Raw genomic sequence first — 23,488 nt, forward strand, 5'->3', positions numbered from 1 at the left:
CCCCATGTCCCACAACATCACTTCCGAGACTCTGACCCGATGGACGACCGATCTCATCGCCTCCTGGGGATACTCGGCCGCCGACGCGCAATACATCGCGCACACCCTCGTCGACGCAAACCTCCGAGGGGTCGACTCCCACGGTGTGATGCGTCTCACGGCCTATCACGAGCGTATTAGCCACGGCCTCATCGACCCCAAGGCCTCGTGCGAGAGTACGGTGCGCGGAGCGACCGCTCGTGTGCGAGCAGACCGAGTGGCCGGGCAACTAGCCGCGCGGGAAGCGTCATCCACCGCTGCCTCCATCGCCAAAGAGCTGGGTGTGGCGGCGGTGACCGTGTCGGAGAGCGCGCACTTCGGGGCGGCGGGCTTTTTTGCCCGCGAACTTGCCGAACAGGGCCTGTTCGGCATGGTGATGTCGAATTCTGAGCCCATCGTCGTGCCCTTCGGAGGTCGACGATCCCTGCTGGGAACCAACCCTCTCGCTCTCGCCGCTCCCACCGAATCGGGTGTCGTGAGCGTTGATATGGCCACCAGCGAAGCGGCCATGGGAAAGGTGTACGGAGCTCGCCTCGCGGACACCCCCATCCCCGGCAACTGGGGGGTCGACGAAGACGGCCAACCCACCACCGACCCCCACGCTGTTCAAGCGTTGCTTCCTGCCGCTGGCCCGAAAGGATATGCGCTGGGTTTCTTCGTGGAAATGCTCTCTGCCGTCCTCTCCGGAGCGGCCATTGGTCATGAAGTGGGCAACATGTACGAAGACTTCAGCAAAACCCAAAATGTTGGCCACTTCTTTCTGGCCATCTCGATTGGTGACTTCATGCCCCGAGCAGATTTTGAGCGCCGCGCTGAGAAATTGATTGCTCTCGCTCATGACACTGAACCGGTCTCCCCCGACCGTCCAGTGCTCGTCCCCGGTGAACCAGAGCTGCTCACGGCCCAGACCCGCCTCGAGTCGGGTATTCCGCTGAGCGAGGGTGTCGTCGCTGAACTCACTCAGCTCGGCGAATCCTCGGGTGTTGCCTGGCCATCCGAGTAGCACACAGCGGGGCGAAATCAAGCCGCGCGTTCAAGGCGTGAACTGTCTTGCCGGTGCCCGCGCCAGCGCCCTTGGCGCATCGCCTAGCGCCCCCGGCCACCGGGGCGCTCAGATTCTCCCCGGAGACACGGGCACGGTATCTCCGGCCAGGGTATCTCCGGCCAGGGTGTCTCCCCCGATGGCCCTGCACGAGGGTCGATACTCCAGATGAATCCACAGCTGCCCTGTGGGGGATTTCGGGGGGAGGTGAATGGCACGAAGTGTGCGCGAAACTCATCTATTCTGGGAAGGCGAGCGACACCAGCGTCACGTCATCTGTCGCAGAAATGTCTCGTAGCATCTGCACAATTGACCTCATTTCCCTACTGAGGAGGACATTATGACCGCTCTCGACACCTCTGCTCCTGGGCGCACCGCCGTCGTCACCGGGGCGGGATCTGGAATTGGCCTCAGCGTTGCCCACAGACTCGCCGAGGAGGGAGTAACCGTCTACGGCTTCGACCTCCAGGAGGGTGGTCTCGCCGATGTCGGCACTTTTATCTACTGTGACGTATCCCAGGAAGACTCTGTCAGCACGGCGGTGGCCGAGCTACTCGGCCACACCAGCAGTATCGACGTTCTGGTCAATAATGCGGGAGTTGGCGCCGTCGGGTCGGTACTGGAATCCACTCCGGAGGAGTGGGACAAAGTCTTCGGTGTCAATGTGTTTGGTACCGCCCGCGTCACGCGCCACCTGCACCCCCTTCTCGCGAAGGGAAAATCTCCGGTCGTGGTCAACACCTGCTCGGTTGCGTCCACCACCGGCATTCCGAAACGCGCCGTCTACGCGGCGTCGAAGGGAGCACTCGAGAGCCTCACCCGAGCGTGCGCGGCGGATTTTCTGGAAGATGGCATTCGTGTGAACGGAGTCAATCCGGGAACCGCAGACACGCCCTGGGTGCAAAGGTTGCTCGATCAGACCGCGGACCCTCAAGGCGAGCGTTCTCGATTAGAAGCACGACAACCCATCGGACGACTTGTCAGTGCCGACGAGGTCGCTCACGCCATCGCCTACCTGGCCGACCCTCGCTCAGGTTCCACCACAGGTACCATCCTCGCGGTCGACGGTGGGATGGCAAGTCTGCGGATTCCCCGCTAGTTCGTTAAATCCTGCTGACGCTCGTCGTTAACACGTCCACGCCAGCGTACGCCGGGATCACGTCTGGAGTCGGCGAATGCTGATCCAGTCGGCGAGGAGGATGACCTGCCCCGAGATTGTGGTCCGGGTGGCAGGACAGATGCCGAGGTCACACTAGCGCGGGAGGCCTCGCCGCTGGGGCCTGGTGCACGTTTTGGTGACACTTTGACCCGACCCCCAGTGTGGTTTCCCGTTGCGGTCACTAGTCTTCGGCGATTGATGGCTGTCTGGGGACAGGCCACCCGGTAGCGCGGAAGAGACGTGAACCCGTGACCGACCGATGACGAATTCGACACCTTCGTTTTAGCTGGGGTTAGAGGGCATTAGCTGGGGTTGCGGATACCAGTTAACAGCTGCGGTTTAGCGTGACTGGTGGTGGAGTGGGTGAGATGGTGATGTGTCCTTCATACGCATTCCCACTCGCTGGAAAGCTCAAGGGCTGATCGCAAGAAATAAAAAAGCCGAGAAAATCGCCAGGTGAAGGCCCCCTTGGAATAGGGTGACCCTGTGCGACGCCACTGTGACGGTGCTCACCACCAGGGTCAGGATGAACAACACAATATCCACTGGTCTCAGCCCGAAAACGAGGTCAAAGTCCAGAAGAAACGACACCACCACTAACGCTGGGATTGTGAGCCCAATGCTCGCTAACGCTGAACCGTAGCCAATGTTAAAACTTGCCTGGAGGTGTCCCACGCGGGCGAACCGAAAAGCCGCTGTGCCCTCGGGTAACAAAATCACCAGAGCGATAATGACGGCGACAAAAGTCAATGGGAAACCCGCCCCGGTCACGGCGCTCTCGACCGAGGGAGAGAGTACCTGGGCCAGAAGCACCACGCCCACGAGGGCCAGTGCAAGAAAAATCACACTGAGAGCAAAAGCCACCCGCGTAGGAACCACTGTTAACGACTGAGTCGGGGGGCTTGCCGGGTCCTCAAAGTGTTCGCGGTTGCGCACAGTAAGGATGTAGAGAAAGAGAACATAGACACCAAGCGCTGCCAGACCGACAAACACTAACTGCGGTGTGGTGAAGGTCGGACCGAATGAGCCGGTGGTGAATGAAGGGACCACCAGGCTAAGTGTCGCGATCACCGCAATCGCACCGAGCGCCGCGCCACTACCTTCAGAGTTGAACGATGACGTGGAGGATCGAAGGGTGGCCGCGACTACTGAAAGCCCGATGATTCCATTCGTTGCAATCATGACCGCAGCAAAAACCGTGTCTCTGCCTAAACTCGCAGCTGATTCTCCGGAGGCGACGAGCACGGACACAATCAAGGACACTTCAATAATCGTGACCGCAAGAGCCAATATGACGGCTCCGAAAACTCTGCCGACATACGCTGCGATCACGTCCACGTGGTGGACCGCAGAGATCACCCCACCGAGCAGCACAATGCTGAGGAGCAGAACACCGGCAATGCCGAGCTGCTGACCCCATAAAGCCACGATCAGGACTGACGCAACACCGAGGCCCAACACATTGATTGTCAGGGTTCGGGTGAGGGTCATAGGGCTCATGCTACCCGCGACCTTTTCGCTATTGCTGCAGAATTATCTGCGCTATCTGCTCACCAGTCGCGGGCCCGGCAGACAGACCGAGCTCCGGTCCAAGATCGATGAGGGAGCGGGGCGAAAAGCCCACATCGGGGACGCAAATTCCATTCTGTAGGGCGGACGGGACTTGAACCCGTGACCGACGGATTATGAGTTCCGTGCCGACGAATGAGCTGGGGTGAGAAGGCGATTGCCGACGTTGCGGATACCAGTCAACAGGTGGGGTTTAGCGTGGCTGGGTTTGGAGTGGGCGAGATAAAGACGTGCACTCAATGTGCACGACGGCGGGCCGGACGAAACTTGAACCCGAGACCGCGAGCTCGGGCTCTAGTCGCCCTCCATCGGGGCAGGAGAAATACCCCCTCATCGACGTGTTGCACCCTTCAGATAAACCCTTCGTCTGGAGCGTTGGCGCTTTAGCTCCCTGGATGAAGAAACGCTGCACCTGCTAGGCTCCAGCGATGTCACAGCCAATACCCCGGCGAAAAGCACACCATCGGTGGCGATGGGTGCTCGGTGTAATAGTGATGGTTCCCGTCACTATTTTCGCCTTGGTGCTTGCCGCCACTCCATTTTCCCAGGTCGCTCGAGGGGTCATGTTTGGGATCGTCTTTTGGGACGGGGCTGATATCGAACACATCCGGGTTTTTCCGGCCAACGACATTCCATCCTCAAGCGCGTCAGAACTGCCTCACGGAGCAGATGACACTGCGCTCAAGGCCCTGGAAGGCCTTGACTTGCGGCCCTACATTTTAGACCAGCCACTTCAGGCCCCACTCATCCTGAGCTCAGAAGACGATTTCGACCAATTTCTGACTGACAGTAAAACCACCGCGTTTTTGATTGTGCGAGATGGTGTCCTCGTCACTGAATGGTATGCCGAGGATCGTGACCCAGACGCACTCCACAACTCTTTTTCGGTCACCAAATCAGTAATGTCGACCACCATTGGAATGGCCATTGAGGACGGCCATATATCATCCATCAACGACCCCATCACTGACTACGTACCCGAGCTACTGCAGCAGGATCCGCGATTCGGCGACATCACCTTGCGCCACTTGATCACCATGACTTCGGGCATCGCCTACGACGAAGAGGGTCGAAGCCCCTATGCCGATGAAGTCAACACCTACTTCGGCACCGATCTTCGGCGATCAGCGATCACTAATCCGATCATTGTTGAGGAGCCGGGTCAGACCTGGTTGTACAACAACTACAACCCCCAGCTTCTGGGGATGGCACTGGAGCGCGCCACCGGCACGACCATCAGCGAATACATGAGCCAGTCCTGGTGGGGGCCAATGGGTGCTGAAGCGGATGCGTCCTGGAGCGTTGATAGCTTCTACAACCGCTTTGAGCAGTCGGCCCACGGCTTCAACGCGCGTCCTCGTGACCTCGCGCGCTTCGGTCTGATGTTCGCCAACGAAGGCGTGGTGGACGGGGAGCAGGTTGTGCCGCGGGACTGGGTGGACGAGGCCACCGCTCCGACAAACGTGTCCATCGGTGACAACGATTTCCTCGAGCAGAACTACAACTATTTCTGGTGGGTGCTACCCGACGGCAGGTACTTTGCACAGGGACACCGCGGACAATACGTTTTTGTCTCTCCCGACGACAACACTGTCATTGTCCGGATGGGGCGCGACGAGGGGAGCACGGACTGGCCGAGCTTTCTCAGCAAGCTCTCCGATCAAATTGCCAGTAGTGGGCCCTCGGCGGGAGAAGCCGCATACTGAGTCAGAATGGTGGTAGGGCGGACGGGACTTGAACCCGTGACCGACGGATTATGAGTCCGCTGCTCTAACCAGCTGAGCTACCGCCCCTCGGGCTCAAGTCTAAGACGTGCGGCAGCAGAAACGGCGAAGCACGCAAGTCTGAGCCCACCCCCAACACAGATCGAGCATCGCCGTTAAGATGGTGTCGCAGGGCTTCGGTTGGAAACTTCTGCACCACTTAGCCCTAAGGACACTCTCATCGCTCTCACTACACGCGACGACGTGCGAAATGTCGCCATCGTCGCCCACGTTGACCACGGAAAGACCACTCTCGTCGACGCCATGCTCGGCCAGACGAACTCCTTCGCTGCCCACGGTGAAGTCACCGAACGCGCCATGGACTCCGGCGATTTGGAGAAGGAAAAAGGCATCACCATCCTCGCCAAGAACACGGCGGTGACCTACTCCGGTATTCACTCGGGCGGCAAAGACATCACGATTAACGTGATTGACACCCCCGGCCACGCCGACTTTGGCGGTGAGGTGGAACGTGGCCTCAGCATGGTCGACGGTGTCGTGCTGCTCGTTGACGCCTCTGAAGGTCCGCTGCCGCAAACCCGCTTCGTCCTGCGAAAAGCCCTCGCGGCCAAACTTCCCGTGATCTTGCTGGTCAACAAGACCGACCGCCCAGACTCGCGAATCGACGACGTCGTGGCAGAAACCCAAGACCTCCTCTTGGGTTTGGCCTCTGACCTCAGCGACGAGGTTCCTGATGTCGACGTCGATGCCCTACTCGAGCTGCCCGTCATTTACGCAGCCGGGCGAGACGGTGCGGCGAGCCTGAATCAACCCGCCGATGGTTCACTACCGGATAACCCCGACTTAGAACCCCTCTTTAGTGCCATTCTCACCCACATCCCTGCCCCCACATACGACGACGAACACCCACTTCAGGCCCACGTCACCAACCTCGATGCCTCGCCCTTTTTGGGACGCATCGCGCTTCTGCGTATTTTCAACGGGACTATGAAAAAGGGTCAAAACGTTGCGTGGGTGAAACACGATGGCACCGTCCACAACGTGCGCATCACCGAATTGATGAAGACCCGTGCCCTGGAGCGCTACCCCGCTGAGAGTGCTATGGCCGGCGATATTGTCGCCGTGGCCGGCATTGAAGACATCACCATCGGCGAAACAATCGCTGACCCTGAAGACGTACGGCCCCTTCCCGCCATTACGGTCGACGAACCGGCCATCTCGATGACGATCGGGACCAACACGTCGCCGCTGGCCGGACTGATCAAAGGTCACAAGCTCACCGCGAGGATGGTCAAAGACCGTCTCGATCGGGAACTCATTGGTAACGTCTCAATCAAAGTCGTCGACGTCGGTCGCCCCGACGCCTGGGAGGTTCAGGGCCGCGGCGAGTTGGCCCTGGCCATCCTGGTGGAGAACATGCGCCGAGAGGGCTTTGAGCTCACGGTGGGGAAGCCACAAGTGGTCACCAGGATGATTGACGGCCGCACCCACGAACCCCTGGAAGCGCTCACGATCGACGCCCCGGAAGAATTCGTCGGGGCCATCACCCAGCTGTTGGCGGCTCGAAAGGGCCGCATGGACAATATGGCCAACCACGGCTCCGGGTGGGTGCGCATTGACTTCACCGTCCCCTCGAGGGGTCTCATTGGCTTCCGCACCGAATTTTTGACCCTCACCCGCGGCCAAGGTATCGCCAACGCCATTTCCGCCGGTTACGGACCCTGGGCCGGACCCATTGTGATGCGAAGCTCGGGTTCGATTGTCGCCGACCGACAGGGGGTGGCGACATCGAACGCGATGATGGCCCTGCAGGAGCGCATGAGCTTCTTTGTGAAACCCGGTGATGCCGTCTACGAGGGGATGGTGGTGGGAGAAAACTCTCGCGCCGACGACATGGACGTGAACATCACGAAAGAGAAAAAGCTCAACAACATCCGCTCCTCGACGGCCGAAGAATTAGAGCGCCTCACTCCCCCACGCCAGCTCTCCCTCGAGGAGTCCCTGGAGTTCTCCCGAGAAGACGAATGCGTCGAAGTAACCCCCGAAATTGTGCGCATTCGCAAAGTTGAGCTCGACCAGACAATGCGCGCTCGAACGGCGTCGAGGCTCAAGCGCCAGGACGCCTAGACGCCTTCAAGCCGAGACCTCTCTCGGCCCAAGCAGGCTTTTGCGTGGCGCGCTGGCACGGCGCCCGAGGCCCGTTCGGGCCCTGTAAACCCCGCCGCGGGTCGCTACCTCATGTCACTTTTCGCAACCTTCACCCCGAGGCCTTAGACTGATGCTCATCATTTGCGGGAGCCCCCAGCAAACCCTCACCAGTCGATTTTGCGGGAGCTTCCAATGAACACTCAATCATTTAGTCAACGCCTCACCGAGGATGAACCCCTGGTCCTCGCCGGAGGTTATCTATTCGAAGTGGAACGCCGCGGGTACATCACCGCGGGGGAATTTGTGCCGAAGGTGGCACTCGAACATCCCGAAGTACTGGAACAGGTCACCCGGGATTTCCTTCGCGCCGGGAGCGATATCGCACTGGCCTTCACCTACAACGGCCACCGCGAAAAAATGCGCATCATCGGTGAAGAACACCTGCTGGAGCCGCTGAACCGCGAAGCCATGCGGATCGCGGTGAGAGTGGCAGCCGAAGAGCGCGAAGAGTTAGGCCGAGACATTTTCGTCGCCGGCAACATCTCTAACTCCAACATCTTCGACCCCGACGACCCAGCCACTGCGGATCAGGTCCGGGCGATGTATCGGGAGATGGTGACCTGGGCGAAAGAAGAGGGTGCCGATCTGATTCTCGCCGAGACCATGTATTTCTACGAAGAGGCCCGCATTGCCCTGGAAGAAATCAAAGCGGTCGGACTTCCCGCCATTGTGAACGTCGCCGTCTTCGCCACCGGTGAATTGCGCGACGGGGTGACACCGGGTGAGGCCGCAAAGCGTCTCGCCGACCAGGGCGCAGATGTCGTGGGCACCAACTGTTTTCAGGGTCCCCAGACCATTCGCCCCATCGTCAAAGACATTGTGGACGCGGTCGGCAACCACAACGTCTGCGCAATGCCCGGGACGTTTCGCACCACCGACGAGCACACGACATTCTTTAACCTCCCCGACGCGGGAAATACGGCGACACTCCCCCACGAGCGCACGTTTCCTGATGCCCTGGAGGCACAAAACTCGAACCGTTACGAAACCGCGGAGTTTGGCGCATACGCCCACTCGCTGGGCGTGAAAGTCATTGGACTGTGTTGCGGCGGAAGCGTGATTCACCACCGCGAGCTGAGCCAGCGGGTGGGCAAAGAAAGCTACCTCGCCAAATACTCACCGGACATGAGTAAACATTTTATGTTCGGAAACGACTCGTCGCTTCCGGAGGTCGCGACCTCGTTTGGCGAGCTCGCCTAGTGTTCAACGCACACGCGGTCGCAGTTACTGACTGAGGCCCGCGACGACCGCCTGAGCGGAATGAATGGCGCGTTCGATGCCGCGGTGGGGGCCTGTGGCGTCACCAAATCCGTCGCCGGCCATCCAAATGGCCGGCTGATCGGGGTGGCGCCAATAGGGTGCCGGGTGTGGCACATCGGTCATCGCATAGCGCCAACGCATCACCTGCGTGTCGACAACTCGCGCGTGGCCGACCAGTAATCCGAGCTCGAGCAGCAGGCGACCCTGCGAAATGGTGGCGTCTTCGTCCCACGTCGCCTCCGACCACGCCTGTCGTGCGTAGGCTTCAATCCCCAGTAGACCCTCCGGGTGCGGGCGAAGACGCACCGATTCGATGATGTCGGTCGACCAGTGCGAATCCGGATCGAGGCCGTCACCTTCCAGGGCAGCCAGGAGAACCTGGCGCTTTCGGTACTCAACGCTGTCCAGCGAGTAGTCCAAGACCAAATCGCTGTAGGCAATGATTGCCTGGGACTGCGGTATCGGTGCGGTCAACACCACGGAGCGACCCCAGATCGCATCGCCGAACCCGTGTCGAACAACGCCCACCGCCCCAGGCTGATTGCTGATGAGGTGCGTGACGTGGGTGCGTTGGACTTTCAGGCCATACGCCCAGGCTTCGGCAGTATCCCGGGCCGAATGGTTGAACTCCCACTGCGTCGTACCCGTCTCGCGGTTGTGCGGTGCCCATTTGGCTCCGAGCCAGCCAGTCAACAGGTTCTGGACCTCCGGGTCCGCCGCCTCCATAGAAATGGCACCGGAATCCAGCGCCATCCCGCCCACATTTTTCGTCGCCAGTCGCCCCCCGGGTCGATGGGACTTGTCGAGGACCAACACCTGCTGGCCTTGGTCGCTGAGCATCCTGGCAATCGTCATACCGGTCACACCGGCACCCACCACAATGACATCCCACGGTTTCATCCCTCTAGCCTAAGAGGGACAATGGGAGAATGTGTGGTCGCTACGCTCTAGGGGTTGTAGACGACGAGCTCGTCGACTTTTTCCAGGTGACCTCGACCAGGCTTCAGGACTGGGAGCCATCGTGGAATATTGCCCCCACCAGCACGATTCCCATAGTGATCGAGCGGGCCGTCGACTCGCACCCGGCAGAGCGTGTTCTGGGGCCGGCGCGTTGGTCGCTGACCCCCTCGTGGAGTGACACCCTCGAGACGCCCTACCCCACCTTCAACGCGCGCAGCGAGAGTGTGGCAGAAAAACCCACCTTCCGCCGGGCATTCGCCCACACCAGGGCGCTCATTCCCGCGTCCGGTTATTTCGAGTGGCAGACCAACGGGCGGGTCAAAACGCCCCACTACATTTATCCGACCCAGGGGCGCCTTTTCGCCTTTGCGGGACTGTATTCGCTCTGGGGTGTGGGAGACCAGCGGGTCGTGACCGCCACGATGCTCACTCGCGAGGCGCCGCGCCACCTGGAGTCCATCCACCACAGAGCTCCGGTGGCACTACCAGAGGACCTCTGGTCACACTGGCTAGACCCCGGCACCACTGCAGATTCCCACCTGGTCGACACGGTCGTCGGCGCCTCAGAGGACATTCTGAGTAGCGCCGGTTTTCACCCAGTGTTACCGCTTCGAGGGGACTCGGCAGATCTGACTCGACCAGCCCCCACGGTGCCCCAGTAACCAATGAGAGGACTTTTTCTCAACACACCTTCTCAACACACCGCCCCGGATTACCCAAGCCGGATTACCCAGGGCCACCCCGCCGAGGGCTGACCAGCGGTCGCGCGAGCCTACCGGGACGCCGCTGCAGTCGGGATGAGGCCCTTCTCGAGCTCGCCGACCGGAACACCGTAGACCTCGTGGACTTCGGTCGGCGCCGCGAGCAGTCCCTCTAAACGCTCCGTGATTTCTCGCACCGCCGGACCCTCCATGTGCTGCAGCCACTGTTCTCGTGAATCCCACGCTTCAACAAAGACCAACGTGTCGTCGGTGCCCTCGTGAAGAGCGTAAAACTCACACCCCGACTCCCCGTGCACGGCCGGAATGACGGCCTGCAAGTGCTCGCGCACTGTGCCGATCTGGCCCTCACGCGGTCGAATCACCGCAACGACCACACAGCGGTTGCTCACCGTGTGCCCTTAGATCGTGGACGCGTCGATGACGAAGCGGTAGCGCACATCAGAGTCGATCACTCTCTTGTAAGCCGTATTGATGTAGTCCGCGGTGATCATTTCGATCTCGGAGTGAATGCCGTGCTCTGCCGAGAAGTTCAACATCTCTTGGAGCTGGCTGACCGGACCAATCATGCTGCCCGTAATCGAGCGGCCCTGGTTCAAAATCACCGGAGCGTCAAAACAGTAGGGCTCACCGGCGAGACCCACCATCACCAGAGTGCCTCGGAAGTCCAGCAGTTCCAGGTAAGAGTTCACGTTAATGGGCACCGACACCGTGTTGATCAACAGGTCAAAACCATAGCGGTGGGCATCCATCTGCTCCTGGTCGGTGGAGAGCAGGAAGTGATCAGCACCCAGCTTCTTCGCGTCGGCTTCTTTCCCGGGGCTGTGCGAAATCACGGTCACTTCGGCACCCATGGCGTGAGCAAACTTGACCCCCATGTGACCGAGGCCACCCAAACCGATAATGCCTACGCGCTTGCCGGGGCCTGCCTTAAAGCGGCTGAGCGGGGCGAACAGCGTAATACCCGCGCACAGCAACGGCGCCGCTCCGGCAGGGTCAAGGCTTTCTGGCACGTGGACGACGTAGCCGTGGTCGACAACGATGTCAGAGGCGTAACCGCCCTGGGTGTAACCGCCGTGACGGCGGTCGGGAACCGCGTAGGTACCGGTCATGCCCTGGTGGCAGCTGTTTGATTCTCCGGCCAGACAGTTGGGACACTCACGACACGAATCGACGTAGACACCGACACCCGCGAGATCGCCCGGGGCGAACTCGGTCACATCGGAACCGACCGCGGCGACCCGCCCCACGATTTCGTGACCGGGCACGATCGGAAACTGCTGGTCGCCCCATTCACCACCCACCATATGAATATCGGAGTGACAGACACCGGAATGGGTGATCTCGATGCGAACATCGCCCGGTCCGACCTCTCGTCGGTCAAACTCGAAGGGTACTAAGTCGACTCCGGCAGCCATTGCCGCGAGGGCACGTGTCGTCATGGGTTGTCCTTTTCACTCGCACAAAATTTTTTCCCACAGCGGTGTGCAGTGAGAAGTTATGCTCCCAGTCTGTCACAGCGCGAGCAGTAGCCTATCCCCGTGGCTATATTGCCGATATTCATCACCCCGTCACAGCCGTTACGCGAAAAAGCCTCCCTGGTCGAGGGCGTGACCGACGACATTCGAGCCCTCGTGCGGGACATGACCGAGACCATGCACGCCGCCCCCGGTGTGGGTCTCGCTGCCCCGCAAGTGGGTGTGAGGCGACAGGTTTTCGTCTGGCATTGGGAGTCTGATGAGGGGCTCCACCAGGGCCATGTGCTGAACCCGAGTATCACCCTCCGGGGCCCCTGGAGGGGGCGGTTTCGCGGCGAACCCGCCGAAGAGGGCTGTCTCTCCATTCCGGGGCTTCGATACCCGCTCGCTCGAGCCGAGCGCGCGCGCCTGCGGGGAAGCGACCTCGAGGGCAACGCGGTCGATATTGCGGCTACCGGATGGTTGGCGCGTATTTTTCAACACGAATACGACCATCTCCAGGGCGTCCTCTATCGAGACCGACTCTCCAGGCCGTGGCGCCGGGAAGCTGACTCGGACATCGCAGAATCAAGAGTCATCGGCCACGCCACGAGCTGGACGCCGGGTCTGGAGGGCACCGAGGAAGACTTTTTCGACAACCCCGACAGAGACCACCCCGACAGAGACCACGCCGAGACCGCCGGGGACGGCCTCCCCGGGGGCGACGCCGACCGGGCCTGACCGAGCATTCCCTCGGCGGGGGCCGTCACTAGTCCTCCCCCGACCACCACTCGCGCCCGAGGAGTCACCCTGGGTCTTCCTACGGCATCCAACCGATAAGACGCAGTCCCGCAGCCACCAGCGCAGCGGCGACAATGACCACAATGAATGGGGCTCGAAACCACAGCAGGAGGCCGGCCACCGCAACGGCCGGGATTCGCGCATCGAGGACGATGCCGCCGTCACCGGCGAGGGTTTGGGAGGCCACCAACGAACTCAACAGGGCGATGGTCACGACGCCCGCCACACGAGACACCACTGGACCAGCAACCACTTTTTGTGGCACGAGATAGCCCGCAAATTTCAGCGCAAACACCAGCAGGGACGCGGCGATTACACTCCACCAGATGGCACTCACGGCGTAACCTCCTCTCGTGGCGGGGCCTGCGGGGCGACACGGTGTCGGTAGAGACCAAAAGCGATGGCGGTTAATGCCACAACGAGCACGGGAACACCGGTGGGAAGAGCGGGAACGAGAGCCACGGTCAACACGGCCGCCGCGACCGCGGCGACCACTGGTTCACCGCGGGTAAGCCACGGCCACACCAAGCCCAAAAAGGCCGCCGCCGCGGCGGCATCTAAACCGTAGGTGCGCACATCGCCCAACACGTTGCCCAGGAGCGCCCCGAGCAGGGTCATGAGATTCCAGCCGATAAAGAGGCCGACACCCGTTGTCCAAAAGCCCACTCGGCCCGCAGCCACACTCGTTTGAGCACTGCCGACCGCGGTGGACTCATCGATTGTGAGGTGGGCAGCGATGACCCGAAGACCACCCCTTGCCCCCACGAGCGGCGACATCCGGAGGGCATAAAGACTGTTTCGAATGCCCAGTAACCCGGCAGATAGGACCGCGGCGAGGCCGGCGGCTGCGCCGCCGGTGGCGATGATGCCAATGAGGGCGAATTGCGACGCTCCCGAAAACATCACCAGACTCAACACCATCGTTTGCCACAGCGAAAATCCCGACGTGACCGCGAGAGCGCCAAACGACACTCCGTAGAGGGACACGGCGAGGGCCACTTGCAGCCCCTGCGCTCTCGCCCGAGCAGTCGAGCTATCGCTCGCTGTCATCACCGACTCCGCTGGAGGCGCTGTACGCACTCGACGAGGGGCCGCCCGGTATCGAGCTCACCGCATTGTGAAAACGCAGGGTGGGAAACGCCGCCGAAAGGCTAAAGCCCACACCCGGCACTCGGTGAGCCGAAAACACCCCGCCGAAGGCCTCGGTGCGGGATTTCATGTCCTTCATGCCCCGACCGTCCAACATTTCCACGAGCGCCCGCTGATCATCGGCGATGCTGTAGCCAGCGCCGTCTCCCCACTGCTGGCGCTGAGTGTTTTTGACCCGAATTCCGTCGTCGTCGATGCGTAACTGGAGACCGTTGCTACTCCAGGTCATCGAGACTTTGACTGTCACCCCCGGTCCACCGTGTTGCCGGGAGTTGTTCAGTGCTTCTTGAACGATGCGATAGATCGCAATTTCAGCGCTCGCGCTTACGTCGAAGGCTTTTCCCGATTCCTCGAACTTCACGATCAGTCCCGAGTCGTCCATGCCTTGGAAAAGCTCTTCGATGGAACCAATCGTGGGCGCCAAGCCGGCATGGTCGTTGCCCTGGCGACCGACATTGGCCACCCGGCGTAAATCGGTTAAAGCACTGCGCGACTGGTCGGCAATCGCGGAGGCGACGCGATTGGCCACTTCCGGGTCGGCTTGGGCGACCATTCGCGCGCCCTCGGCCTGAGAAATCACTGACGTGATGGTGGCCGCAGCCTGATCGTGAATTTCGGTCATCAACTGAATGCGATCGGCCAATTCGGCGACCCGAAGTTCCGCATCGATGCGCTGATTCTCAGCCTCCACGCGAGACCCGGCGCGGGTATCGACTCGCTGTTTTTGGCGCCACCACAGCAACCACATACCCAGGCCAAAAACTGCCACCAGGACCAACACACCGGAGAGTGTCCAGACAAGCCAGAGTGGGACCACCACGCTCGCTCCTGCCATCTTCACCCCATCGCGTCAGTGTCGACATTGCCCCCCACTGCCGCGCGGGGATGCGCGTCCAGTAGAGCAGTTAATTGCTCCTCGACTTGGACTCGAACCAAGAACCTACCGGTTAACAGCCGGTCGCTCTGCCAATTGAGCTATCGAGGATTGACCGGCCCATAGCGTAGCAGAGCGGGCCTTGCCCCCGCCGCGCACAGTGTCAATACCCCTCCTCCACGGAGACCACTCCGCGCAGGGCGACTCCCGACAGAAACGCCTGCGTGTTGTGGGCCACCCGTGCGGCCAGGAGTGGTTTCGTCATGTCGGGAGTATCCGCCGAATGCGAGGTAATGACGCACTGGGGAATGTCAAAAATCGGATGCCCGTCGGGCAGTGGCTCAGGATCAGTCACATCTAACCCGGCGCCCGCAATCTGGCCCTCCTGCAAAGCCACGACCAGCGCGTCAATGTCGACAAGCGCGCCCCGCGCGATGTTGACGAACACCGCGTGCTCGGGCAGCGCCGCAAACTCGGTCGCTCCCCACATCCGGGTGGTCGACTCAGTGTGCGCCGCGGCCACAACGACGACATCGATTTCCGGCAGCAACTCTCGCCAGCCATCGTGACCCACGATTGACCCGGCGCCCTCGACGTGCTGGGTGGGATCCCTGCGGACCACCGTGACGTCACACCGAAAGGCAGCGAGAAGATCGAGAAAGGCGCGCGCCACTCCCCCTGCTCCCACCAGTAACACCCGATTACCGAAAACGGAAAGACCGGTGCGTTGTTCTTGCCAGCGCGCGGCGCGGGCCTTTTGGGGCACTTCGCGCAGGGCGGCGAGGACCAGAGCCAGTGCGTGTTCGGCTACCGGTTCGGAATAGGCGCCTTTGGCGCTGGTCACCACCGGCCTGCTGTGTTCATCTTTGGCCGCCAGCTCACCGAGTAGTGAGGAGAAGGCGTCCACCCCCGCCCACGGCAGCTGCAGCCATTCAATGCCGGGGTGGTTGTGAATAATCTCGGCTAACTCCGCCGAGCGTGTTTGGGACAACCACACCAACCCCCTCGTGTGTTCATCGAGTGGTTGGACATCCCCACCTCCTGCCCGCACAGCGTCCACAAACGCTTCTCCCCGAGTGGGAGCCACGGCAATGGGGCCGGGGTGGAGGGCGCGGTGGGGTGCGTGCGGGGTTAGGTACCGCCCCTCATCGTGTTGCTGGTGACGCTGCTGCACCTATTCCCCCTCCTGAAGGCCGCGCCGTGTCGCCTCGAGATCTACCAGCTGGCGCTGCAGGGCCGCATAATCGTCGCTGCCCGGTGTGCTTCGCTGCAGCGAGGACAATAGTTGACCTTTTCGCCGAAGCAAGTCTTTATCCAGCAGCGTGGCGGTGACTCCCAGCGCGTAGCGACCCGCCTCATCATCGCGTTCGGGTAGCGGGTGCACGGCCATTTGTTGGACAAACACCTGCAGCGACTCGGGGATTTCTGCTTGTACTCGGCCGACCCAGCCGGGTTCGCCGTAATGGTCGAACACGGCGAGGAGTGCATCGCGCACGAGGGCGAGTGCGCCGTGGGAAAAGTGTGCCTGGAGCACCTGGCTCGCGCGCTCCAGGGGAATCACCTCGGGGTGTTGCAACAGGGCCATCAGTGCATCGCGCTCAATAGTCGTCACCGGATCAGATGACAGAGAGCCCAGCTGGTAAATCGGTGCGTCGTCTGACACGGCGACCGGCCCGGGGGTAGCCGGGGCCTTTCGAGTGGTCTGCTGTAGCTCACGTGACACCTCAGCGGGTTCCATTCCCAGCCAGCCCGCGAGTTCGCGCACATAACCCTGGCGCACAATGCCATCTCGGATCGTGGTGACGACCTGCAGCGCTTGCCTCAACGCGTGGGCACGCCCCTCCACGGTGTTCAAGTCCACGCCGTCCATCACTCGTTTGATCATGAATTCGTACATCGGCCGGCGACTCTCAATCACATCGCGCAGGGCGTCATCGCCTCGCTCAATGCGGACATCACAGGGGTCTAAGCCGTGGGGCGGGACGGCGACATAGGTTTGGGCGGCAAATTTTCCCTGATCGGCAAAGGCTTTTGATGCCGCTTTTTGGCCGGCCTCATCGGGGTCAAAGGTGAAGATGACTTCGCCTCGGCTCTGGTCGACGCTGTGTTCAGAGTCGCCCAGCACCCGCCGAATGAGGGGAATGTGGTCGGCACCAAATGCCGTACCGCAAGTGGCCACGGCAGTGTCAATGCCCGCCAAATGGCACGCCATGACGTCGGTGTAGCCCTCGACGATGACCACTTGGTGCTTTTTGGCGATCTGACGTTTCGCCAGATCAAGCCCGTAGAGGACTTTCGACTTGTGATAAACCGGGGTTTCGGGGGTGTTGAGATACTTTGGCCCCTTATCGTCATCGCTCAGCCGCCGGGCACCAAAACCGACCGTTTGACCGGTGACGTCCCTAATGGGCCAGACGACTCGGCCACGAAAACGGTCATACACCCCGCGTTCGCTCTTACTCACCACTCCCGCCTCAATCAATTCCGGGACGCTAAAGCCCTTGCCGGTGAGGTGGCTCGAGAGGGCATCGAACGAATCGGGGGCATAGCCCACCCCGAAGCGCTCCGCCGCCAACTGGTCGAAGCCTTTCTCGGCGAGAAAGGTGCGCCCGGCTTCGGCCTGAGGGCTGTGAATCTGGGCACGAAAGAACTCTTCTGCCTCCTTATTCACCTGCAGCAGACGGCTGCGCTTTTGGCCGTCTTCGACCGCCCCTCCGTCTTCATAGCTGAGGGCAAAACCCACCCGGGCGGCCAACCGCTCGACGGCTTCCGTGAAACTGAGCGCGTCGAGTTTTTGGATGAAGGTGTAGACATCGCCGCCTTCACCGCACCCAAAACAGTGGTAAAAACCTGCCTGAGGTCGAACGTGGAAGCTGGGACTGCGCTCGTCGTGAAAGGGACACAGGCCTTTCATCGATCCGACACCGGCTGATTTCAGGCTCACGTAATCGCCGACGACATCGGCGATATTTACCCGCTGGCGCACCTCATCAATATCAGCGCGCCGGATTCGACCAGCCACCCCTCGAGTCTAGTTCGACTCGATGTGACCGCGCCGGAGCTTTCCCCACTACGCCCGGTGGAGACGCTCGTGCCAGGCCAGCGCCGACGCATCACTCAGGGCGGCCACCTGATCGATGACAACCCTCTTTTGTCCCACGTGGCCGACCTGGGCGAGAAAATCGTGCTGGAACGTCGGCTCCAAGTAGCGCATCGGATCAGACCAAATGGCCTCCAACAGATCGGTGAGGACCTCTCGTTGGTGGCGATAGAGCGGCTGGCGTGTTTCGTGGCGCATCACCGCGGTCGCCACAATGCCTTTCAGCAGCGCAATTTCGGCCAGAGTGTCCCCGGGAACATTGAGCCGGTAGCGGTAGCGAAAGGGCAGATCCGTGCCACGGTCGGCATTGCCCAGGGTCACACTCTGGGCAAAGCGGCCAATCATGCTGCTGGTGAAGTTTTTCAACCGCGCGAAATCTGCGCGCTCTCCCGCAAACGCCTGGGGCCACTGTTCTAAACCCCGAAGCCTGGCAAAGGCGTCCTGCATGAGCTCGGAGTCGACATCCGATCCCGACCAACTGGTCCCCACGGCTAAGCCGGCTGAGTCCGACCATTGGTCGACCAATTGCTGGGGTTGGATAAACCCTCCCACAATGGCGTCTTCAAAATCGTGGACCGAATAGGCCACGTCATCCGCGAGATCCATGACTTGGGCCTCGAGCGAGACCGCCTGATCGGGCATCCCCGCTCGAAGCCATTGAAAGACTTCCCGGTCGTCGTCATAGACCCCAAATTTGCGCCGACCGTCCCCCTCGACTCGTGCGTGAGCGTCTGGCCACGGATATTTACTGGCCGCGTCGAGACTCGCCCTGGTGAGGTTCAGACCGCGAGGCGCCCCACCCGCATCGAACACTTTCGATTCCAACCGGGTCAGTGAGCGAAAGGTCTGTGCGTTACCTTCAAAACCACCAATATCCCGCGCCCAGTGGGCAATAGCCGACTCACCATTGTGGCCGAAGGGAGGGTGGCCTAAATCGTGAGCCAAGCAGGCCGCATCGACCACATCCGGATCGAGCCCCAAACGTCCCCCAATTTCTCTGCCGACCTGGGCGACTTCGAGAGAGTGCGTGAGCCGGTTTCTCGCAAAATCGACGCCCGACGTCGGAGAGAGCACCTGGGTCTTTTGAGACAGCCTGCGGAAACTCGACGAGTGGATAATCCGGCCGCGATCGCGTTGAAAGTCTCCCCTGGTCGACGAGTGCGACTCGGCGACGAAACGCTCGCGATCTTCCAGACCGTAGTCGATACTCACCACGACCTACTACCCACCGCTGCTATCAACTTCGGCTTCCAGCAGGGTGTGGCGCTGTGAGGCGCTCAATTCGGTGGAGTCCAACCACCCGTCTGGAAGCGCGGTGCGCTTGGGTGACCCGGCGCGACCGCGAGGCCCCTCAGCGCCGTCTCCCGGGTACTCCTGATCGAGGTCCATCTGGCCCACCAGGTCGTCAATTTCTTGCAGGGATTCCACCCGGGCCAGAGCAGCGCGAAGCTCCCCGCCCACCGGGTAGCCCTTGAAATACCAGGCCACGTGTTTGCGAATATCGCGGCAGGCCCGGATTTCTTCACCGTCAAAAAACTCGACCAACAATTGGGCGTGGCGACGAAAAGCGCCGGCAACTTCTCGAAGGCCCGGTCGGTGTCGAAGCGGCTCGCCCCGAAAGCCCGCCGCCAGGTCACCAAAAAGCCACGGTTTACCCAGACACCCTCGACCCACCACAACGCCGTCGCAGTCGGTGTGAGCCACCATGTTGAGTGCGTCCTCTGCCGACCAAATATCGCCGTTTCCCAGTACCGGAATCGAATTAATCGTCTGCTTCAGGGTGCCAATGGCATCCCAATCGGCGTGGCCGGAGTAGAACTGGTCCGCGGTTCTCGCGTGCAGGGCGACGGCCGAAACCCCGGCCCCCTCGGCGGCTCGAGCGGCCTCTAAGTAGGTCAGGTGGTCGGAATCGATTCCTTTTCGCATTTTCACGGTGACGGGAATATCGCCCGCGGATTTCACGGCGCGCTCCACAATGGCCCGAAACAGCTCCACTTTCCAGGGCAGTGCGGCTCCGCCGCCCTTTTTGGTCACCTTCGGCACCGGACACCCAAAATTGAGATCGATGTGGTCGGCTCGGTCTTCGGCGACCAGCATGGTGACGGCTTCACCGATTGTCGCCGGATCGACCCCGTAGAGCTGAATACTGCGCGGCTGTTCCGACGGGTGGTGGGTAATCAGGCGCATACTCGCCTCGGTGCGCTCCACGAGTGCGCGCGAAGTGATCATCTCACTGACGTAAAGCCCGGCGCCAAACTCTCGACACAGGCGGCGAAACGCGGTGTTCGTAATTCCCGCCATCGGCGCAAGAACGACCGGCACGGCCAAGCCGATATCGCCAATGCGCATCGCGGGCGTCGCCTCCGGCGACGCCTCGAGGGTCTGTGCGGGACCCGACACCCTCGCTACGCTCCCACCAGGGCTTCGGCGAAATAGCCGGGAAGATCAGCGATGGCGACGCGCTCTTGCGACATCGAGTCGCGTTCGCGAATGGTCACCGAATGATCCTCGAGCGAATCAAAATCAACCGTGACGGCGTAGGGCGTTCCAATTTCGTCGTGTCGACGGTAGCGCCGTCCGATGGCTCCGGCATCGTCGAAGTCAACCATCCAATTCTCCCGGAGCGTCTGCGCTAACTGCTTGGCCACCGGGGAGAGCTTTTCATCGCGAGAGAGCGGCAAAATGGCCACTTTGATTGGGGCCAAGCGCGGGTCCAGTCTCAGGACCGTCCTGGTATCCACACCGCCCTTCGAGTTGGGCGCCTCGTCTTCGTAATAGGCGTCGACGAGGAAGGCCATGAGAGACCTGGTGAGGCCAGCCGCCGGTTCGATCACGTAGGGCACCCAGCGTGAATCTTTGCCCTGATCAAAAAACGACAGGTCCACTCCGGAGTGCTCCGAGTGCGTGGAGAGGTCAAAATCGGTGCGGTTGGCGACACCCTCGAGTTCGCCAAATTCTCCAGACGGGAAGCCAAAGCGGTATTCGATGTCGACGGTGCGCTTGGAATAGTGGGAGAGCTTCTCTTGGGGGTGCTCATAGAGGCGCAGGTTGTCCGGATCGATACCTAAATCGGTGTACCACTGGTGGCGCAGGTCGATCCAATACTGGTGCCAGTCGTCATCGGTGCCCGGCTCCACGAAGAATTCCATTTCCATCTGCTCGAACTCGCGAGTGCGAAAGACAAAGTTTCCGGGCGTGATTTCGTTGCGGAAGCTTTTGCCGACCTGGGCGATACCAAAAGGGGGCTTCATTCGTGAGGACTGCATGACGTTGGCGAAGTTCACAAAGATTCCCTGAGCGGTCTCGGGTCGTAGATAGTGCAACCCTGCCTCATCGTCGACGGGGCCGAGGTAGGTTTTCAACAGGCCACTAAAAGCTCGAGGCTCTGTCCACTGGCCCTTATTTCCACAGTTCGGGCAGTTAATTCCTGCCAGGCCTCCCTCCGGTGGGCGACCCTTCTTTTCTTCGAACTCTTCGATGAGGTGATCTTCACGAAAGCGTTTGTGGCAGCTGGTGCACTCCACCAGAGGGTCACTAAACACATCGACGTGACCGGAGGCCTCCCACACCTTCTTCGGCAGGATCACCGAGGAGTCAAGCCCCACCACATCGTCACGACGCTGCACCATCGAGCGCCACCACTGGCGCTTGATGTTGTCTTTCAGGGCAGTACCCAGCGGGCCGTAGTCCCAGGCGGAGCGAGACCCGCCATAAATTTCGCCGGCTTGGAAGACAAAGCCTCGGCGTTTGGCCAACGCGATTACTTTGTCCAGTTTCGACGACTGAGCCATTGTCCTTCTCTCCTGGGCGAACGGGCGGGGGAATCAGCAACTATCTAGACTAGCTGGCCGGGGTGGAACCAGGCTGCGTGGGGCTATCGACCGCGCCGCCAAAGCGCCGCTGCCGGCGCTGGTACTCCTCGATGGCCGCCCACAGCTCCAGTCGGGTCATATCCGGCCACAGGGTGTCGAGAAAGACCATTTCGGCGTAAGCGGACTGCCAGAGCTGAAAATTGCTGGTGCGCTGCTCACCCGACGTGCGCACAAACAAATCCACATCGGGCGCCTCGGGAACGTAGAGGTGCTTGGTGATGCTGGATTCACGGATACCAGCAGGCTTCAGACTCCCCGTTTTCACCTCGGCCGCCACCGCCCGGACCGCATCGACCAGTTCTGCCCGGCCGCCGTAGTTGACACACATCGACAGGGTGAGCCCGGTGTTATCTCGAGTGCGCCGCTCGGCCTCCGTCAGATCCTTAATCACGCTCGACCAGAGTTTGGGTGTCCGCCCGGACCAACGAATACGCACCCCCCAGGCGTCCAGCTGGTCTCGCCGCCGACGAAGGACCTCCCGGTTAAACCCCATCAAAAACCGCACCTCTTCGGGCGAGCGGTTCCAGTTTTCGGTCGAAAAGGCATACACCGAAAGGTGTGACACCCCGGCCTGAATCGCACCGGCCACCACATCCAACAGCGCGACCTCACCCGCCCGGTGGCCTTCAATCCTGGTGAGCCCCCGCGCATTTGCCCACCGTCCGTTGCCGTCCATCACCACCGCGACGTGTTGGGGAATGCGCGCTTCATTCCACGCGGGTGGTTGTTGTCCGGTCCAATCCACGGGGAGAAATTCGCTCACTGTCTGGCCTCCGCGGTGCGCTCGCTTCGAAGCCTGGAGGTTTCACCGAGTGAGCGAATACCGCGCTCAAGGTGGTATTGGGTAAATGCCGACACAATGGCGGAGGCCTCGTCCCGAGTGGAAGCGCCACTGGCTTCTGCCACATCCCACTGGCCCTCCAATAGGGCGGCGAGTAATTGAACAACCTGGGGTCCGACCCGAAGGGCTCCGGGGGGAGCGACGTCGGCGGCCACCATCCCGCCCAGTGCCGGCACAAAGTGCTGGTGCGGGCCAGGAGCTCCGGTTTGAGCGCACGAATCGACGCTCGGTGACCAGCCGGCGAGGCTCAAGGCGCGCAGGAGGTAGCTATCCAAGATCAGAGACGTGGGGTGGGCGCGCTCGGAGAGGGCGCGCAGTCCGCCCACGAGCAATAAAAACTGTTGCCGAGTGGCTTCGTGGTGGGTCAGTTGGTCCGCCGTTTCGACCATTGCGGTGGCTGCGGTGTAGGCCTCGTAGTCGGTCGCCAGTCCACTGGCGTAGGAGCCGACGCTTTCGACCTGCTGGATGATGCCCAACGATTTGCCCGTCGACCACTGAACATCGACGACCATAAACGGTGCCAAACGTGAGCCGATTCGACTAGTCGTCTTGCGCACGCCCTTGGCCACCGCGCGGACTTTGCCCTCCTCGCGACACAACAGGGTGATGATTCGATCCGATTCACCAATGAGTTGATTGCGCAACACCACGGCGTGATCGCGGATACTGGGCATACCTACCAGTATGTCGAGCCGGAGGCCCGCTGTCGTTTAG

General features: G+C 61.1%; 21 protein-coding genes and 2 tRNA genes. 7 read left to right on the forward strand and 16 right to left on the reverse strand.

The window, feature by feature from the left end:
• Positions 1 to 4: 4 nt before the first annotated feature.
• Entirely contained in the window at positions 5 to 1,042 is a 1,038-nt protein-coding gene (locus tag RI518_RS00065) for an Ldh family oxidoreductase (RefSeq protein WP_310671752.1), read from the forward strand.
• 379 nt (positions 1,043 to 1,421) lie between these two features.
• Positions 1,422 to 2,180, forward strand: a complete 759-nt coding sequence (locus RI518_RS00070; protein WP_310689073.1) for an SDR family oxidoreductase — start codon at positions 1,422 to 1,424, stop codon at positions 2,178 to 2,180.
• 471 nt (positions 2,181 to 2,651) lie between these two features.
• On the opposite strand, the gene RI518_RS00075 is transcribed toward RI518_RS00070, so the two are convergent.
• Entirely contained in the window at positions 2,652 to 3,731 is a 1,080-nt protein-coding gene (locus RI518_RS00075; RefSeq protein WP_310689074.1) for an ionic transporter y4hA, read from the reverse strand.
• A gap of 572 nt (positions 3,732 to 4,303) precedes the next feature.
• Between RI518_RS00075 and RI518_RS00080 the strand changes: the two genes are divergently transcribed.
• Positions 4,304 to 5,515 (forward strand): serine hydrolase, encoded by a 1,212-nt coding sequence (locus RI518_RS00080; RefSeq protein ID WP_310689075.1) that lies wholly within the window; start codon positions 4,304 to 4,306, stop codon positions 5,513 to 5,515.
• A gap of 10 nt (positions 5,516 to 5,525) precedes the next feature.
• Here RI518_RS00080 and RI518_RS00085 read toward each other — a convergent pair.
• Positions 5,526 to 5,602 (reverse strand) — tRNA-Ile (locus RI518_RS00085).
• Positions 5,603 to 5,752: 150 nt separating this feature from the next.
• Here RI518_RS00085 and typA point away from each other — a divergent pair.
• The gene (typA, locus tag RI518_RS00090) at positions 5,753 to 7,660 is read left to right on the forward strand and encodes a translational GTPase TypA (RefSeq protein WP_310671252.1); all 1,908 of its coding nucleotides are present in this window, start codon (positions 5,753 to 5,755) and stop codon (positions 7,658 to 7,660) included.
• Positions 7,661 to 7,873: 213 nt separating this feature from the next.
• Positions 7,874 to 8,941 (forward strand): homocysteine S-methyltransferase family protein, encoded by a 1,068-nt coding sequence (locus tag RI518_RS00095; RefSeq protein WP_310671246.1) that lies wholly within the window; start codon positions 7,874 to 7,876, stop codon positions 8,939 to 8,941.
• Between the two features lie 24 nt (positions 8,942 to 8,965).
• Here RI518_RS00095 and RI518_RS00100 read toward each other — a convergent pair whose 3' ends face one another.
• On the reverse strand, positions 8,966 to 9,901 hold the full coding sequence (locus tag RI518_RS00100) for an FAD-dependent oxidoreductase (RefSeq protein ID WP_310671245.1): 936 nt from the start codon (positions 9,899 to 9,901) through the stop codon (positions 8,966 to 8,968).
• A gap of 29 nt (positions 9,902 to 9,930) precedes the next feature.
• Here RI518_RS00100 and RI518_RS00105 point away from each other — a divergent pair, with 29 nt between their 5' ends.
• Positions 9,931 to 10,623 (forward strand): SOS response-associated peptidase, encoded by a 693-nt coding sequence (locus tag RI518_RS00105; protein ID WP_310671244.1) that lies wholly within the window; start codon positions 9,931 to 9,933, stop codon positions 10,621 to 10,623.
• 110 nt (positions 10,624 to 10,733) lie between these two features.
• On the opposite strand, the gene RI518_RS00110 is transcribed toward RI518_RS00105, so the two are convergent.
• On the reverse strand, positions 10,734 to 11,072 hold the full coding sequence (locus RI518_RS00110) for a putative quinol monooxygenase (RefSeq protein WP_310689076.1): 339 nt from the start codon (positions 11,070 to 11,072) through the stop codon (positions 10,734 to 10,736).
• Between the two features lie 9 nt (positions 11,073 to 11,081).
• Positions 11,082 to 12,122, reverse strand: a complete 1,041-nt coding sequence (locus RI518_RS00115; RefSeq protein WP_310689077.1) for an NAD(P)-dependent alcohol dehydrogenase — start codon at positions 12,120 to 12,122, stop codon at positions 11,082 to 11,084.
• 99 nt (positions 12,123 to 12,221) lie between these two features.
• Between RI518_RS00115 and def the strand changes: the two genes are divergently transcribed.
• A complete protein-coding gene (gene def / locus RI518_RS00120) occupies positions 12,222 to 12,878 on the forward strand; it encodes a peptide deformylase (RefSeq protein WP_310689078.1) in 657 nt (218 codons plus the stop codon).
• A 79-nt stretch (positions 12,879 to 12,957) separates the two neighbouring features.
• Here def and RI518_RS00125 read toward each other — a convergent pair whose 3' ends face one another.
• The 11 genes from RI518_RS00125 to recO all read right to left on the reverse strand — a co-directional run bounded on the left by RI518_RS00125 (position 12,958) and on the right by recO (position 23,448).
• The gene (locus RI518_RS00125; protein WP_310689079.1) at positions 12,958 to 13,275 is read right to left on the reverse strand and encodes an AzlD domain-containing protein; all 318 of its coding nucleotides are present in this window, start codon (positions 13,273 to 13,275) and stop codon (positions 12,958 to 12,960) included.
• Entirely contained in the window at positions 13,272 to 13,988 is a 717-nt protein-coding gene (locus tag RI518_RS00130; protein WP_310671239.1) for an AzlC family ABC transporter permease, read from the reverse strand. The genes RI518_RS00125 and RI518_RS00130 overlap by 4 nt, the downstream gene beginning before the upstream one ends.
• Positions 13,972 to 14,922, reverse strand: coding sequence for a histidine kinase (locus tag RI518_RS00135; protein ID WP_310689080.1), 951 nt, complete (start codon positions 14,920 to 14,922; stop codon positions 13,972 to 13,974). The genes RI518_RS00130 and RI518_RS00135 overlap by 17 nt, the downstream gene beginning before the upstream one ends.
• A 77-nt stretch (positions 14,923 to 14,999) precedes the next feature.
• Positions 15,000 to 15,072 (reverse strand) — tRNA-Asn (locus RI518_RS00140).
• A 52-nt stretch (positions 15,073 to 15,124) separates the two neighbouring features.
• Positions 15,125 to 16,135, reverse strand: a complete 1,011-nt coding sequence (locus RI518_RS00145; RefSeq protein ID WP_310689081.1) for an NAD(P)-dependent oxidoreductase — start codon at positions 16,133 to 16,135, stop codon at positions 15,125 to 15,127.
• Positions 16,136 to 17,983, reverse strand: coding sequence for a DNA primase (dnaG, locus tag RI518_RS00150; protein WP_310689082.1), 1,848 nt, complete (start codon positions 17,981 to 17,983; stop codon positions 16,136 to 16,138).
• 48 nt (positions 17,984 to 18,031) lie between these two features.
• Entirely contained in the window at positions 18,032 to 19,273 is a 1,242-nt protein-coding gene (locus RI518_RS00155; RefSeq protein ID WP_310689083.1) for a deoxyguanosinetriphosphate triphosphohydrolase, read from the reverse strand.
• A gap of 9 nt (positions 19,274 to 19,282) precedes the next feature.
• Positions 19,283 to 20,410, reverse strand: a complete 1,128-nt coding sequence (gene dusB, locus RI518_RS00160) for a tRNA dihydrouridine synthase DusB (protein WP_310671251.1) — start codon at positions 20,408 to 20,410, stop codon at positions 19,283 to 19,285.
• Between the two features lie 56 nt (positions 20,411 to 20,466).
• Positions 20,467 to 21,852 (reverse strand): glycine--tRNA ligase, encoded by a 1,386-nt coding sequence (locus RI518_RS00165; RefSeq protein ID WP_310689084.1) that lies wholly within the window; start codon positions 21,850 to 21,852, stop codon positions 20,467 to 20,469.
• A gap of 49 nt (positions 21,853 to 21,901) precedes the next feature.
• Positions 21,902 to 22,696: an isoprenyl transferase gene (locus tag RI518_RS00170; protein WP_310671233.1), complete on the reverse strand. Its 795-nt coding sequence runs from the start codon at positions 22,694 to 22,696 to the stop codon at positions 21,902 to 21,904.
• Positions 22,693 to 23,448: a DNA repair protein RecO gene (recO, locus tag RI518_RS00175; protein ID WP_310689085.1), complete on the reverse strand. Its 756-nt coding sequence runs from the start codon at positions 23,446 to 23,448 to the stop codon at positions 22,693 to 22,695. Before recO ends, RI518_RS00170 begins: the two co-directional genes overlap by 4 nt.
• Positions 23,449 to 23,488 lie beyond the last annotated feature (40 nt).

The sequence above is a fragment of the Pontimonas sp. genome, from assembly GCF_031581085.1.
Lineage (GTDB): Bacteria > Actinomycetota > Actinomycetes > Actinomycetales > Microbacteriaceae > Pontimonas.

Coding starts and splice junctions, on each gene's coding strand:
- RI518_RS00065 (WP_310671752.1), top strand. CDS start 5: ATGTCCCACAACATCACTTCCGAGACTCTGACCCGATGGACGACCGAT.
- RI518_RS00080 (WP_310689075.1), top strand. CDS start 4,304: ATGGTTCCCGTCACTATTTTCGCCTTGGTGCTTGCCGCCACTCCATTT.
- RI518_RS00100 (WP_310671245.1), bottom strand. CDS start 9,901: ATGAAACCGTGGGATGTCATTGTGGTGGGTGCCGGTGTGACCGGTATG.
- RI518_RS00115 (WP_310689077.1), bottom strand. CDS start 12,122: ATGACGACACGTGCCCTCGCGGCAATGGCTGCCGGAGTCGACTTAGTA.
- RI518_RS00130 (WP_310671239.1), bottom strand. CDS start 13,988: ATGACAGCGAGCGATAGCTCGACTGCTCGGGCGAGAGCGCAGGGGCTG.
- RI518_RS00165 (WP_310689084.1), bottom strand. CDS start 21,852: ATGGCTCAGTCGTCGAAACTGGACAAAGTAATCGCGTTGGCCAAACGC.
- RI518_RS00070 (WP_310689073.1), top strand. CDS start 1,422: ATGACCGCTCTCGACACCTCTGCTCCTGGGCGCACCGCCGTCGTCACC.
- RI518_RS00095 (WP_310671246.1), top strand. CDS start 7,874: ATGAACACTCAATCATTTAGTCAACGCCTCACCGAGGATGAACCCCTG.
- recO (WP_310689085.1), bottom strand. CDS start 23,448: ATGCCCAGTATCCGCGATCACGCCGTGGTGTTGCGCAATCAACTCATT.
- RI518_RS00135 (WP_310689080.1), bottom strand. CDS start 14,922: ATGGCAGGAGCGAGCGTGGTGGTCCCACTCTGGCTTGTCTGGACACTC.
- RI518_RS00105 (WP_310671244.1), top strand. CDS start 9,931: ATGTGTGGTCGCTACGCTCTAGGGGTTGTAGACGACGAGCTCGTCGAC.
- dusB (WP_310671251.1), bottom strand. CDS start 20,410: ATGCGCATTGGCGATATCGGCTTGGCCGTGCCGGTCGTTCTTGCGCCG.
- RI518_RS00075 (WP_310689074.1), bottom strand. CDS start 3,731: ATGACCCTCACCCGAACCCTGACAATCAATGTGTTGGGCCTCGGTGTT.